Origin of the sequence: Chryseobacterium arachidis, from assembly GCF_900129245.1 — a bacterium.
GTDB lineage: Bacteria > Bacteroidota > Bacteroidia > Flavobacteriales > Weeksellaceae > Chryseobacterium > Chryseobacterium arachidis.
Genome location: NZ_FQUT01000016.1, coordinates 31787 through 44770 on the forward strand (window position 1 = coordinate 31787; position 12984 = coordinate 44770).

The 12984-nt window shown below is 35.5% G+C and carries 10 protein-coding genes and 1 pseudogene; 5 read left to right on the forward strand and 6 right to left on the reverse strand.

The window, feature by feature from the left end; all coding sequences use genetic code 11:
* Window positions 1-14 precede the first annotated feature (14 nt).
* Complete coding sequence (locus BUA89_RS19885; RefSeq protein WP_072962887.1) at window positions 15-1814, reverse strand: hypothetical protein; 1800 nt, start codon at window positions 1812-1814, stop codon at window positions 15-17.
* Window positions 1815-1994: 180 nt separating this feature from the next.
* Between BUA89_RS19885 and BUA89_RS19890 the strand changes: the two are divergent.
* Window positions 1995-4283 (forward strand): annotated as a pseudogene (locus BUA89_RS19890) (GH92 family glycosyl hydrolase).
* A 33-nt stretch (window positions 4284-4316) separates the two neighbouring features.
* On the opposite strand, the gene BUA89_RS19895 reads toward BUA89_RS19890, so the two are convergent.
* From BUA89_RS19895 to BUA89_RS19915, 5 genes are all read right to left on the reverse strand, one after another.
* A complete protein-coding gene (locus BUA89_RS19895) occupies window positions 4317-5336 on the reverse strand; it encodes a hypothetical protein (protein ID WP_072962891.1) in 1020 nt (339 codons plus the stop codon).
* A 47-nt stretch (window positions 5337-5383) separates the two neighbouring features.
* Window positions 5384-6418 (reverse strand): glycine zipper 2TM domain-containing protein, encoded by a 1035-nt coding sequence (locus BUA89_RS19900; RefSeq protein WP_072962894.1) that lies wholly within the window; start codon window positions 6416-6418, stop codon window positions 5384-5386.
* Window positions 6419-6514: 96 nt separating this feature from the next.
* A complete protein-coding gene (locus BUA89_RS19905) occupies window positions 6515-7027 on the reverse strand; it encodes a hypothetical protein (protein ID WP_072962897.1) in 513 nt (170 codons plus the stop codon).
* Window positions 7028-7033: 6 nt separating this feature from the next.
* Window positions 7034-7660 carry a hypothetical protein gene (locus tag BUA89_RS19910; protein ID WP_228420641.1) on the reverse strand — a complete coding sequence of 209 codons (627 nt, stop codon included), beginning with the start codon at window positions 7658-7660 and terminating at the stop codon, window positions 7034-7036.
* A gap of 18 nt (window positions 7661-7678) precedes the next feature.
* Window positions 7679-8230, reverse strand: a complete 552-nt coding sequence (locus BUA89_RS19915) for an RNA polymerase sigma factor (protein WP_072962900.1) — start codon at window positions 8228-8230, stop codon at window positions 7679-7681.
* A gap of 214 nt (window positions 8231-8444) precedes the next feature.
* Between BUA89_RS19915 and BUA89_RS19920 the strand changes: the two genes are divergently transcribed.
* The 4 genes from BUA89_RS19920 to porW all read left to right on the forward strand — a co-directional run bounded on the left by BUA89_RS19920 (window position 8445) and on the right by porW (window position 12960).
* Window positions 8445-9194 (forward strand): Rossmann-like and DUF2520 domain-containing protein, encoded by a 750-nt coding sequence (locus BUA89_RS19920; protein WP_072962904.1) that lies wholly within the window; start codon window positions 8445-8447, stop codon window positions 9192-9194.
* Window positions 9184-9702, forward strand: coding sequence for a KdsC family phosphatase (locus BUA89_RS19925; protein ID WP_072962907.1), 519 nt, complete (start codon window positions 9184-9186; stop codon window positions 9700-9702). Before BUA89_RS19920 ends, BUA89_RS19925 begins: the two co-directional genes overlap by 11 nt.
* A gap of 10 nt (window positions 9703-9712) precedes the next feature.
* On the forward strand, window positions 9713-10267 hold the full coding sequence (locus BUA89_RS19930; protein WP_072962909.1) for a Maf family nucleotide pyrophosphatase: 555 nt from the start codon (window positions 9713-9715) through the stop codon (window positions 10265-10267).
* Between the two features lie 86 nt (window positions 10268-10353).
* The gene (porW, locus tag BUA89_RS19935) at window positions 10354-12960 is read left to right on the forward strand and encodes a type IX secretion system periplasmic lipoprotein PorW/SprE (RefSeq protein WP_143152410.1); all 2607 of its coding nucleotides are present in this window, start codon (window positions 10354-10356) and stop codon (window positions 12958-12960) included.
* Window positions 12961-12984: the final 24 nt, after the last annotated feature.

The window sequence follows — 12984 nt, forward strand, 5'->3', positions numbered from 1 at the left end:
TAAAAAAGTTTAAATCAATTTCCAAAATTCACGAAATGCGGGATTTCTGTCCCGAAACTGTTCATTGGAAGCAAATTATTTCTGTTACTGTTAAAATCAAACAAAGAATTATTATCGAAAGGCACACGAGGATAATAGGTAAAAGAAATCTGAATCCTGTTGAAAACCAAAAACGGATTATTGATCAGCACCCCGATCCCGATCTTTGTATTGGTATTCGTTTTCAGTAATTTTTCATCCGGCATTCCAAGCCAGCCGACAGCTGCAGTTAAATATGGGCTAAAGTGAAAATTTTTCCAGGTTTTGTTCACGAAAAGCTGAAGCTGATATCTTAAAACCAATTTTTTTGTTCCAATATAATCTGCTGTATAGACAGGAAATTCATCTCCCGATGAAAGATTAATTCTGTCTCTGTAAGAATAATTATGCTGCGGATTTCCCAATGCTAAAGTAGGGGAAAAAAAATGTCTTACCTTGGCAAATTTCCAGTCCATAAGGTTGGTAAAATACGTTCCGTCCAGACGGAAAGACTCGCGGTTTTGTCTGTCTTCGTTGAAGAATCTTCCGAATTGAGCTTTTACACTGAAATATCCGATATTGGTAAAATCACCGTAAGCCGCAGAAATTCCTGCATAAGGAATAATTTTATTGCTTCTTGACAAACCTCCTCCTGTAAGATTTACCGAATTTCCATAAGCAATATCTTCAGGCAAATCATATTGAAAAATATTTTTCTCAACCTGAAATTTCCTTTGGACAAATCCTACCGACATCAGAAAACTGCTGTAAGAGCTGAAATATTGATACTGATCGATTCCGGGGCTGTCTTTGTACTGGTAATTCTGAAATCTTCCTATCAAAGCAATATTACTCGATACTTTTTCCGTCGGACTTGAAGAAACGGGAATCTGATAACCACCCCACAAATCCTGACTGTAAACTTTGATCTGTACTTCAGGAAAAGTACTTTCCGATTCTATAGGCAGCAAAACCTTCCGCATAAAATATTCGAAATTAAAACCTCCTGCCCATTTTGTCAACGGAGAGAAAAAATCTCTTGTTACATTGAAATTGATCCTCTCATTTTTGGCGAAATCCCTTTCTCCCAAGATTTGAGCATTAATATATGATCCGAAAAGATTGTAAGCGGTATAGCTTCCCAAGAAATAATTCTGTTTTTCTTTGGAATCGTTTCGGTAAAGAAAATCAAACTCATGACCTAGCCCAAACACATTTTCTTCGGTAACTCCCAATCCTATTTTACTTCCGGAATAGCTGAGTCTTGGTTTCAGGCTCCAGGAATCGAGGACTTTTACTACGACATCGATAGAATCCTTGGTTGAAGTACTGTCGGAAACGCTGATATTCACCCTGTTGATGAAAGGCATTGCTCTCAGTAAACGTTCGGATTCGTAGATTTTCTGGGCATTATACTCCTCTCCTTTCTGAAAAAGCAGGTAGTTGTTAACCGTAGAAACTTTCGTATTGGAATGAAGATGATTGGTGAACCAATCGTACCATCTGGATTTTTCTTTTTTGTCTTCAGAACCATATCCAAACGGATCAATCGTTTCGATCCTGATATTTCTGATGTGTTTTCCGTTGTAGGTTTCTTGTGCCAGTTTTTCCGTTGTTGTTTTAACAGAAGCGGAGTCCGCTTCCCGACGAAATATAAACCTGTGAATGAATTTGGTAACTTTCCTTTTATCTGAAAATTTTTCAATTTTATAATAAATCGAATCTTTTTTTTCCTGTGCGCGGAAAAAGAAGAAACAATTAAAAATAAGAGCTAAAATTACAATCTGTCTTTTCATTATCCATCCAAAATTCAATAAATTCTCTAGTATCAATTTATAAGCCAAGAAGGAATGATTGTCACTTCTCTTTCTGATTCAGAAAAACAAATTAAATATTATGATAAATCCTCTCTGTAATTCCCGATAAATCTTTACCTTTTCAAAGCAAAATCTAAAAAGTTCAAACGTTTATTAAAAATGAAAAAAGTTTTTTTATTCCTTTTGATAATTCCTTTCAGTCAGCTGAAATCGCAATGGATTGAAAATGCCTTACAGAATCCCGAAGAATTTGTGAATCCTCTGATCGGCTCTCTTTCAAAACCTTCCCTTTCCAACGGAAACACTTATCCTGCGGTTACCGTTCCTCACGGAATGAATCTATGGACTCCACAAACCGGGAAAAACGGAAACGGATGGCAATACACTTATGATGCCGATAAAATTAGAGGAATCAAACAGACTCATCAACCATCACCATGGATGAACGATTACGGAATGTTTTCGATTATGCCCATCACAGGAAAGATGCGTTTTAATGAAGATGAAAGAGCGAGTTGGTTTTCCCATAAATCGGAGGTTTCCAAACCTTATTATTACAGTGTTTATTTAGCGGATCATGATGTAACGGCAGAAATTACGCCCACTGAAAGAGCGGCACAATTACGTCTTACTTATCCTGATTCTTAAAATTCATGGTTTGTAGTGGATGCTTTTGATAAAGGTTCGAGCATTACGATTATTCCATCTCAAAATAAAATTGTAGGTTATTCCACAAAATATTCAAGGGGAAAACTGACCGGATTTAAAAATTATTTTGTGATTTATGCTGATAAACCTTTCACGAAATATTCAACCTGGAAGGATAAAGATTTTGTAAAAGATGCTTTGGAAATTACAGGGGATCACTGTGGAGCTATTGTTGGTTTTGCTACGAAAAAAGGCGAAAAAGTGAATTTAAAAGTCGCTTCTTCCTTTATCAGTTTAGAACAGGCGGAATTAAACTTGCAAAGAGAACTCAACAAAGATTCATTCGATCAAACTTTAAATAAAGCAAAATTAGCCTGGAATGAAAAATTAAAACGAGTTGAAGTTGCAGGCGGGACTATTGATCAAATGAGAACTTTTTATTCCTCACTGTACAGAATGCTTTGTTTTCCGCATAAAATGTATGAGATCAATAAAGCCGGAGAAGTCGTTCATTACAGTCCGTATTCTGGGAAAACAGAGGCTGGATATCGATTTGCAGGAACAGGTTTTTGGGATACTTTCAGAGCACTCTACCCTTTTTTGAATCTTGTTTATCCAAGCATCAATATTGAGATGCAAAAAGGTTTAATTAATGATTATAAAGAAGGCGGCTGGCTTCCGGAATGGTCGAGTCCGTCGTATTCAGATATTATGATCGGAAATAATTCGGCTTCAGTGGTTGCAGATGCCTATACGAAAGGTTTGCGAGGATATGATATTGAAACTTTGTATGAGGCTTTACTTCATGGTGCGAATAATGAAGGTCCGCAAGCAACGGGAAGACTTGGAATTGAATATTATAAAAAATTAGGCTATGTTCCTTACGATGTTAAGATCAATGAAAACACTGCGAGAACTTTGGAGTATGCTTATGATGATTTTGCGATTGCCCAGCTCGGAAAAGCTTTAGGAAAACCCGAATCTGAATGGGGAGAATATTACAGACGATCCCAAAATTTCCAGAAAGTAATCGATCCGGAAACGAAATTAGCTCGGGGAAGAAATCAGGATGGAAGTTTTCAGACTCCTTTTAATCCGTTTAAATGGGGCGATGCTTTTACGGAAGGAAATTCATGGCATTATACTTGGTCGGTTTTTCAGGATATTGACGGTTTGGCAAAATTAATGGGCGGAAGAAAAGAATTTTCGAAAAAACTGGATCAGGTTTTTGAACTTCCTCCGGTTTACGATAACTCTTATTATGGCGAAACGATTCATGAAATCCAAGAAATGGTAAATGCCAATATGGGACAGTATGCTCATGGAAATCAGCCGGCTCAGCATATTATTTATTTATACAATTATTCTGGAGAGCCCTGGAAAACACAATATTGGGTTCGCGAAACCATGAATCGACTGTATCAACCAACGCCGGATGGATATTGTGGTGACGAAGATAACGGACAAACTTCGGCATGGTACATTTTCTCTGCGCTTGGCTTTTATCCTGTAACTCCTGCGACGGATCAGTATGTTTTGGGAGCCCCTTTGTTTAAAAATGCTAAAATACATTTAGAAAATGGAAAAACGATTGAAATTAAAGCCGAAAATAACAGCGATGAACACCGTTATTTGAATTCTTTGAAATTTAATGGTAAAAAATATTCTAAAAACTGGCTGAGTCATTCAGAATTGATGAAAGGAGCCACTTTGAAATTTGATATGGTTCCTCAACCGAATAAAGAACGGGGAACCGATGAGAAAGATTTTCCTTACTCCTATTCTACCGATAACAAATAAAGCAAAAGAGAGACAAATTGTCTCTCTTTTGCTTTATTTAGATTTTCCAAAATCTTCGGGTAATATATAATGTCCAGTAAAAGGATCAATATAAACCTGATATCCGTTATTTGTTCGTTTTTTATTTCCGAAACTGATGTCCACAACCGCACCGATTACTCCTCCCACTAAACCTCCTGCTGCCGCACCAATAGAAACTGCACTTGTAGAATTTTCCGGAAATAAATCTGTTTTTGTAGCTTCAATAAAAAGTCCATTTTCATCTTTAAAAATCTCTGTATATCCCACAGGAATATTCTTGTACGGGATTCCATTATGTACAAAAGCGTAGAAATATCTTATAGCTTTCTTGTCGTCAGCTTTTACAGCTTTTGTAACAATTCCTTTATTATTCGTCAAAAGCGTATATTCTGGTTCGGGATTGTGAGTGAAAAAACTGTAATAATCTTTATAAACTCCTTCTTTTAATTCCGCTGTTTTTAAAATATCAAGCTTATCTTTTAATAATGAGGTATAATTCGGAAGATCACTTTCCGAAACACTAAATTCCCAAGGTGTTTTCTGGTAAGAACTTTTTAATAAATCTGTGAAAATAACGGTAATTTTTTTAGATAAACTTTGGGCAAGATATGGTGTTTTTAAAGACGAAATAGCTGCAACCGTATCTTTTCTGTAAATAAAATGATAACCATCTTCTTTTTTAATAAAAGTACTTGCTCTAAAATTTAATTTACCTATTGAATATTTTTCTTTCTTCTCTTCAGTAATTTCTATATTTTCCAATAGTAAAACAAAATCTTCATTTCCTCTTACCGTATTATTTTTATAAAACCAGTCTTTTAGATCTGTCACAGCATCTTTTTCAAAAGCAATATTCACCTGATCTTTGTGAAATATGATGCTCCCAATTTCTTTATTTGGCCTTTGATCAATAACTGTAAAATTTCGGATCGAGTTTTTGTTATCTTTAATGGATTTTGATAAATCTATAATTTCGGTTTTCTGAGCCATTAATGAAACAGAAAACAACAGAAAGAAAAGTATTTTTTTCATTATAAAATTTTACTTTAAAATAAAAATTATCTTCTTGATTTTAAATTTTATTTTTCAAAAATATAAGCTCCGGTTAAAGAATCAATATAAACATTAGATTCTTGTGAAGAACGATAGCCAATTCCTTGCACCGCTCCGTTGGGAGGATTTGTTCCGGATTCGATGGCAGCACCTATTAATGCTCCGGGAATTCCCCCTAAAACTGCACCAACTATAATTCCGCTTCCTTTTCCTCCTGCAAAAAGATTGACTCTGGAAGTATAAATATAGAATCCTTTATCATCTTTTTTCATTTCATCAAATCCCACAGGTGTCAGTTTGTATGCTTTTCCTCCATCTACATAACAATACATCTCTGAATAAGAAACATCAGCACCATTGTGTAACAATCCTGTAACTTTCCCTTTCTTATTTTTTTTGATTGAATATTGTGCATTAGGTTCTTGGTTATAAAACCCTTTAAAATCATTATAAACTCCGTCCTTAAGCTCATAGTTATTAAAAGCTTTATAATTTTGACTTAAATATTTATCATAATTATTAATTTCATTTTCAGGAATGTAAGCTCCCGTAACCGAATAAGAATACGAAAGTTTAATAAATTCTGTCATGATATCTGCAATTTGCGGCGCCAGAAATCTCTGTGGATGAGTGGTAAGTTTTGGGTTGCAGACAATTACGTTATCAAATCGGCTCATGAAATAATACCTATCAATTCTTTTCAGGAAACTCGACATTTTTATTTTAAGCTTGGCGAAAGGATAATCTTTGTTTTCATTCTGTTCATCATATATTTTCAACTCTTCAAGCATGACAACAACATCGGTATTTCCCAGTTTTTTATTGTCATTTAAAAACCAATTCTCGATATAGTTTTTCAAATCCTCGTTCTCAAATTTTATTTCGGCGGTTTCTTTTTTATCAGCTATTGTTCCGATAAATTTATCGGTTCTGTTATCGATAAAAGTAAGAGATTTCGTGCGAGAGTTTTTGTCCTTAATATTCCCGTTAAGTTTTATTAGCTCCACTCTCTGAGCAATCAGCGAAACAGAAAACATCAGAAACAAAATAATTTTTTTCATAATTAAATATTTTCCGCAAAACTATGAATTCCTTTAAAATTAAACGACTCTTACAAGTAAATTGCAAGAGTCGTCCAACATTAAAAAAATAAACTATTATGGGTTTTGCCTTTGTCTTGGTGCGTTACTATTGTTTCCCCGAGGTTTTCTTTCATTCATTTTATCCCTCATCATTCCTTCGGACTGAAACAGCTTCAAAACTTTCTGGCAAGGAATTACCTGCTGCATCTTATCAGCATATTTTTTTCTATTATCCAACAGCTTCTGCCCTACATCAAAACTCTGCTGAAGTTTAGCTTTTGCTTCATCATCAGATAATGTTTCCGGATTAAAATCAGAATTAAACTGGCTTTTGATCTGCTTCTGGCTTTCAAGATATTCATTGTAAATATCTGTAAATTCTGCTTTATCACTTGGATCAATATTCAGATTTTCCATCACCATATTATTCCTGAACTTAGTAAGAAGCGCTTTTCTCTCTTCCGGAGAAAGATTATTTATCACCTCTTTTCTTTGCTTAGGATCCATTTTCTTCCAGTCGTAATCCGTCCTTTGGGCATTTAAGCCAAAACCGTAAATAATAAAAAGTGTAAATAATATCTTTTTCATCTTATCTTAATTATATAAGTCCAAATAAACATCCTGTGTAGAGTTGCTTGCCAACTCTGCAATTTCAGAATTTGAGAAGTTATCCAGATATTCATTCATTTGTACTTCTTTTTGTGTCGAAACAGGTTTTACTGTTTTACTTGCATCATTTTCAGCTTTTTCTGCACGATCAATTTTTGTGAGAAAAGCTTCTTTATTTCTCTGATTGCTAACTGTTTGATTATTATTTTCCACAGAAGTTAAATCAGACTGTAAGGTTTCGTAAGCAATCTGACTTTCTGTTTTAGGTTCATTATTATTTACAGCAAATGTGTGCTGCGCCTCTTCATTAACGTCTCCGTTATTGAAAACAAAAGTTGCTCCAAAGATCAAAGCTAATGATGCCGCAGCCGCATACGCCCAATTTAATTTGAAAATCGGAGCTTTCTTAGCAGGCAATACTTTATTCATCACATTTTCCTGTACCGTTTCAAACAGATTTTCAGGAATTGTGTAAATGTTTTTACGTTCTAATTTTTCCAGATCAAAATCATTCATCCCGCTCAATACCCTACCCTGAATATTTTCAAATAAATTATCAGGGACTTTGTAGATATTCCTGCGCTCTAATTTTTCCAGATCAAAGTCTTTCATGTTGTTGTTTCTCAAAAATTATCTCTCGTAATTCTCTTTGATATATTCTTCTATTTTTTGCTTGGCATAATGATAATTCGTTTTTAGCGTCCCTACCGACATATCTACAATTTTAGATATCTCTTCGTAAGGCAGATCATCATAATACCGCATCGTAAATACCAGTTTCTGCTTTTCGGGCAGACTTTGTATAGCATGCTGAAGCAGAATCTGTATTTCTTCGGCATCCCCTTCTACATTATCGGCAACTAAATTCTGCATATGATATTCAGGGTCTTCATCCGTTTTCTGCATTTTTTTCAGCTTGTTTACCTGCTGCAATGCCTCATTGGTAGCGATTCTGTACAGCCATGTATACAGCTGACTATCATTTTTAAACTGGTGAAAATTCTGATAAGCTTTTATAAAAGTCTCCTGCAAAGTGTCCTGAGCAAGATCACCGTCCACAATAATTCTTCTTATGTGCCAATACAATCTACTCTGATAAGCATCCATTAAAGCACGAACTCCTTTATCCTGAGTTCGTGGGTCTTGCATCAACGAAATAATTTCCGCGTCCTTAATCTTCATAAGATGCTTTCATTGTTTTGGATTACAAAAATAGTTGAAAGTTAAATTACTTATTCAATTTTTAGTCCAAATGTTTTCTCATAATGAAAAATTAAATGATTAAGGATGAAAAAATTACACTATAAATGCCGGAGCAGAAAGATTCAGCATCGAATTTATAGTATCGCACTCCCCTTCTTTATCAAACTCTTTACAAAAAACCTATCTTTGTTTTATGCAAATTGTAATTATCGGATCCGGAAATGTTGCCTATCATCTGGCAAAAGCTTTTGTACAAAATCATGTTCCGTTGGCACAGATTTTTGGAAGAAATGAGAAAGAACTCCATAAAATTTCTCAAGAATTGAATATCTCTTATTCAACGAAAAATCTAGTTGAATCAGATTTATATATTATTTGTGTAAGTGATAATTCCGTAGAAGATGTTTCAAAGATCATCACCAAAGAAAATTGTCTGGTTGCCCACACTTCCGGCTCACTTCCGAAAGAAATTTTACAAGGCAATTACAGAAAAGCAAGTTTTTATCCTTTGCAGACTTTTTCAAAATCAAAAGAATTGGATTATTCAAAAATTCCGTTTTTTATTGAGACGGAAAATGAAGAAGATCAGAAAACATTATCTGAAATCGCTTCCAAAGTTTCTCAGAATGTCATGGAAAGTACTCATGAAAAAAGAAAATACATTCACCTAACAGCCGTTTTTGCCTGTAATTTTGTGAATCATCTTTTTTCGAGAGCAAAGGAAATTTCAGATTCTCAGCAAATTCCGTTTGACTATTTCTTACCGTTAATTGATGAAACCGTTCAGAAAATTCATGAGATTGAACCCAGATCAGCCCAGACCGGCCCGGCTGTAAGAAACGACAAAAGAATTCTGGAATTACATGAGCAATTATTACAGGGCGAAAGTCTTGAAGTTTACAAAACAATGAATCACTCAATTCAAAAAATGTATGAGTTATAAAGAGAAATTAAAAGATATTAAGGCATTTGTATTCGACGTAGACGGTGTTTTCACAGACGGAAGTGTTTACCTGATGCCTGGCGGAAATATGTCAAGAGTAATGAATGTCCTAGATGGTTACGCTGTAGTTAAAGCTTTAAAAAACAATTATTTAATCGGAGTGATAACAGGTGGAAATGATGAAATGGTAAAACACAGAATCAATTATCTCGGAATTGAAGATTATTATGCGAAATCCCATAATAAGATGGCAGATTTTGAAGATTTTAAGGCTAAATATAATCTTAAAAACGAAGAAATATTAACAATGGGTGACGACTTGCCGGATATTCACATTATGAAAAATTCTGCAATTGCAGCCTGTCCGGAAAATGCTGTTCCTGAAGTGAAAGGTATTGCATCATACATTTCACCGGTAAAGGGTGGGAGCGGAGCCGTACGCGACGTAATCGAACAGGTCATGAAAGTTCAGGGAAAATGGCATGATGACAACACTCAATCTATTTAATTAATTGATAATGAAATTATTATTAGCGTCACAATCGCCTAGAAGAAAAGAACTTTTATCCAATTTAGGTTTTGAATTTGAAGTGGTAAAAATAGATTGTGAAGAAATTGTTCCTGAACACATCAAAGTAGGAGAGTCGGCTTCCTATCTGTCTGAATTAAAAGCCAATGCATTCCGGAACTTGGAAGAAGGAGAAGTTTTGTTAACTGCTGATACAGTTGTTGCCATTGATAATCAATTTCTTGGAAAACCAACTGATGAAGCTGATGCAAGAATAATGCTGAAACTTCTTTCAGGGAAAACACATCAGGTTTACACCGGAATTACTATTAAAACTTTAAATAAAACCATTACGGAAACCGATGTTGCCGATGTAGAACTTGATGAAATCACTGATGATGAAATAGAATATTATATCCAAAATTATAAACCTTTCGATAAAGCGGGAAGCTACGGAATCCAGGAATGGCTCGGAATGGCTAAAATTAAACACATGAAGGGCAGTTTCTATACCATCATGGGGCTTCCTACTCATTTGGTTTACAAAATTTTGAAAGAAATATAACCAATTTCAATATAAAATTTTATTATTTTTACAAAATCATCAATCCTACTGATAATAAAAAGTAGATTAGCGAGTTATATTGAATAATGAAAAAGAATATTTTATTCCTTTTGATAGTTTGTATTGTTGCTTCCTGCAGCACGAGAGTGAAAAAGCCGGAACAGCGATCAAAGTTTTTAAAAGGATTTACTACATACTACAACACTTTATTTAACGCAAAAGATGCTTTAAATAACGAGTTTGAGACGAGGGATAAAGCACATAAGGACAATTTTTATGCGCCTTATATTCCTATTCTTACTTACGAAGATCAGCCCTTGGGAAGCGACCTTGGACAGTCTGCCGCTTTTGCAGAAAACTCTATGAAAATGGCAGAAGTAAACAGACCAACTCAGAATAACAATGGGAGAGGAGGTCCTCCGGGAATGCCACCAGGAATGCCGGGAAACCCGATGTCCGGAGGAACAGGAACAGCGACGGGAGATCCCAATCAGCTCGAACAAAAAGGAGCTTCGGTACTTGAAATTGCAGAAGCAAAAGCTTTGAAAGCAATCAATAAATATTCCGTCATCAGACACGGTGAAGAGCAGAACAAACAGATTTTTGATGCATACATGATCCTTGCACAGGCGAGAATTTACAGAGGGAAATCTCTGGAAGCACTTGATGCATTGAATTATGTATTCACCCACATGAAAGATGATAAAAGAATTCCTTTGGCAAGAATTTATCAGGGCCTGGCGTATGATCAGGTTAAAAATTATCATAAAGCGCACGAAATTTTCGAAAAACTAAAAGGAGATAAAGTATCCAAACAATATGCAAAATTACTGAGCATCTATTATTCCGAATCACTGTTGGATGCAGGTAAAAAACCGGAAGCTGTAAAAGAGCTGGATCTTGCTTTTGAGTTGAATTCCAACAGAAAATTAAAGAGCAGAATTGCCTATCTGAGAGGTCAGGTTTTAGAAAATCTGAATCAGAATGAAAAAGCCAGAGAAAGCTTTATGGCCGCATATAAATATGCCAATGACTTTGAATTTGAAGTGAAATCTCAAATTGAAATAGCCAAAACATTCAACGGAAAAGGAGATTACAGCGGTGCAAGAAAATATCTGGAAGACATCAGTAAAAAAGGAACTTACGGCTCAAGAAAAAACGAATTCTACTATGCTTTGGGTCTTATGGCCAACAAAGCAGGGAAGAAAGAAGAGGCTCAGGAGTATTTCAGAAAATCTCTGAAAGAAAAGGTTTCCGACGGGCAAATCCGCGGTCTGGCTTATTATGAGATCGGAAAAGGGTATCTGGATAAAAATGACTACATCGGAGCTGGAGCATATTATGATTCTGCACTGGCGGTAATGACTTACGAGCCTTCAAAAGTACTTTTGGCAGATCAGTCGGTATACATCAAAAAGATCTCGAAAAACTATTATTTAATCAAAAAAAATGACAGTATTCTGAATCTGGCTAAAATGTCTCCGGAGCAAAAAACAGACTTTTTCACAAAATATATCGCAAAACTTAAAGTAAAAGAAGAGAAAGAAGAGCTTGAAAGAAGACGAGCAGAAAGAGCAAAAGGCTTTGATACAGGAGATTATAGCTCAACTTCAATTTTTGCCAACAGTTCCAACTCCTTCGAAGATTTCGGGGTTGCCACCAAAGGCTTCTATTTCAGCAATACAGGTACGGTTTCCAAGGGAACTTCAACCTTTAAGCAAACCTGGGGAGAAAGAGCCTTAATTGACAACTGGCGTTTTTCTAAAAAAATGGCTACTATTGAGGACATGAAAAATGATGCTTTGGGAACAACTGCTGCACCGAATCCGAGACGTTTTGAACCTGCCTTTTACATCGAGCAGATTCCTACAGAAATTGCCAAGCTAGATCAATTGAAAAAAGACAGAGATACGGCATCTCTAGGGTTGGGTGTGATGTATCAGAATTATTTCACCAATACCTCTTTAGCTACAAAAACTTTATATGACTTGGTGGATGTAAAACCTGAAGAAAAAGTAATGCTACAGGCATTGTATGAGATTTTCGCTATGAATTATGAAAAAAATCCTCAGATTGCAGACAGAGCAAAACAAATTTTATTAACCGATTATCCGTATACTTCTTACGCCGAATTTGCAAGAAACCCGAAGAGCAGTACTTTCGTGAAATCTTCAGGAGATGTGGAAAATCAATATAAACAGGCATTTGCACTATACGAATCTGAAAAATTTGGCGAAAGTAAAGACATCATCGATAAAACAATCCAACAATACCCTAAAGATGCGCTGGTTCCCAAGTTATATTTGTTAAATGCATTTAATTCAGGAAAGGCGAGTGGGAAAGAGGTCATGATTCTTCAGCTGGAACAGATTGCATTAAATTACGGTAAAACTCCGGAAGGCGAAAAGGCCAAAGAAATGCTGAATTATCTGAAAAGCGACCTGAGCTTCCAGGCAACCGATAATAAAGGAAATGCGATACCACAAAGCCCCGTAAATACCGCTAATAATATTCCGCAACAGCCAAGCCAGTTTAACGGAACCGGCACACCTCCGCAACCGGGAACTAACTTTATGAATAACAATCAGCAAAATCAACCCGCCAACGGTAACAGCAATAAAGCAAAAAAACAAAAAAATATGGGTCAGCAGCAGTTTCAACCAGCCGATATGGTTCCTGCAAAGCCACAGTAACAATAAAAAAGCGAAGAATAGTTT

Coding starts and splice junctions, on each gene's coding strand:
- BUA89_RS19915 (WP_072962900.1), bottom strand. CDS start 8,230: ATGAAGATTAAGGACGCGGAAATTATTTCGTTGATGCAAGACCCACGA.
- BUA89_RS19905 (WP_072962897.1), bottom strand. CDS start 7,027: ATGAAAAAGATATTATTTACACTTTTTATTATTTACGGTTTTGGCTTA.
- BUA89_RS19925 (WP_072962907.1), top strand. CDS start 9,184: ATGAGTTATAAAGAGAAATTAAAAGATATTAAGGCATTTGTATTCGAC.
- BUA89_RS19910 (WP_228420641.1), bottom strand. CDS start 7,660: ATGAAAGACTTTGATCTGGAAAAATTAGAGCGCAGGAATATCTACAAA.
- porW (WP_143152410.1), top strand. CDS start 10,354: ATGAAAAAGAATATTTTATTCCTTTTGATAGTTTGTATTGTTGCTTCC.
- BUA89_RS19920 (WP_072962904.1), top strand. CDS start 8,445: ATGCAAATTGTAATTATCGGATCCGGAAATGTTGCCTATCATCTGGCA.
- BUA89_RS19900 (WP_072962894.1), bottom strand. CDS start 6,418: ATGAAAAAAATTATTTTGTTTCTGATGTTTTCTGTTTCGCTGATTGCT.
- BUA89_RS19885 (WP_072962887.1), bottom strand. CDS start 1,814: ATGAAAAGACAGATTGTAATTTTAGCTCTTATTTTTAATTGTTTCTTC.
- BUA89_RS19895 (WP_072962891.1), bottom strand. CDS start 5,336: ATGAAAAAAATACTTTTCTTTCTGTTGTTTTCTGTTTCATTAATGGCT.
- BUA89_RS19930 (WP_072962909.1), top strand. CDS start 9,713: ATGAAATTATTATTAGCGTCACAATCGCCTAGAAGAAAAGAACTTTTA.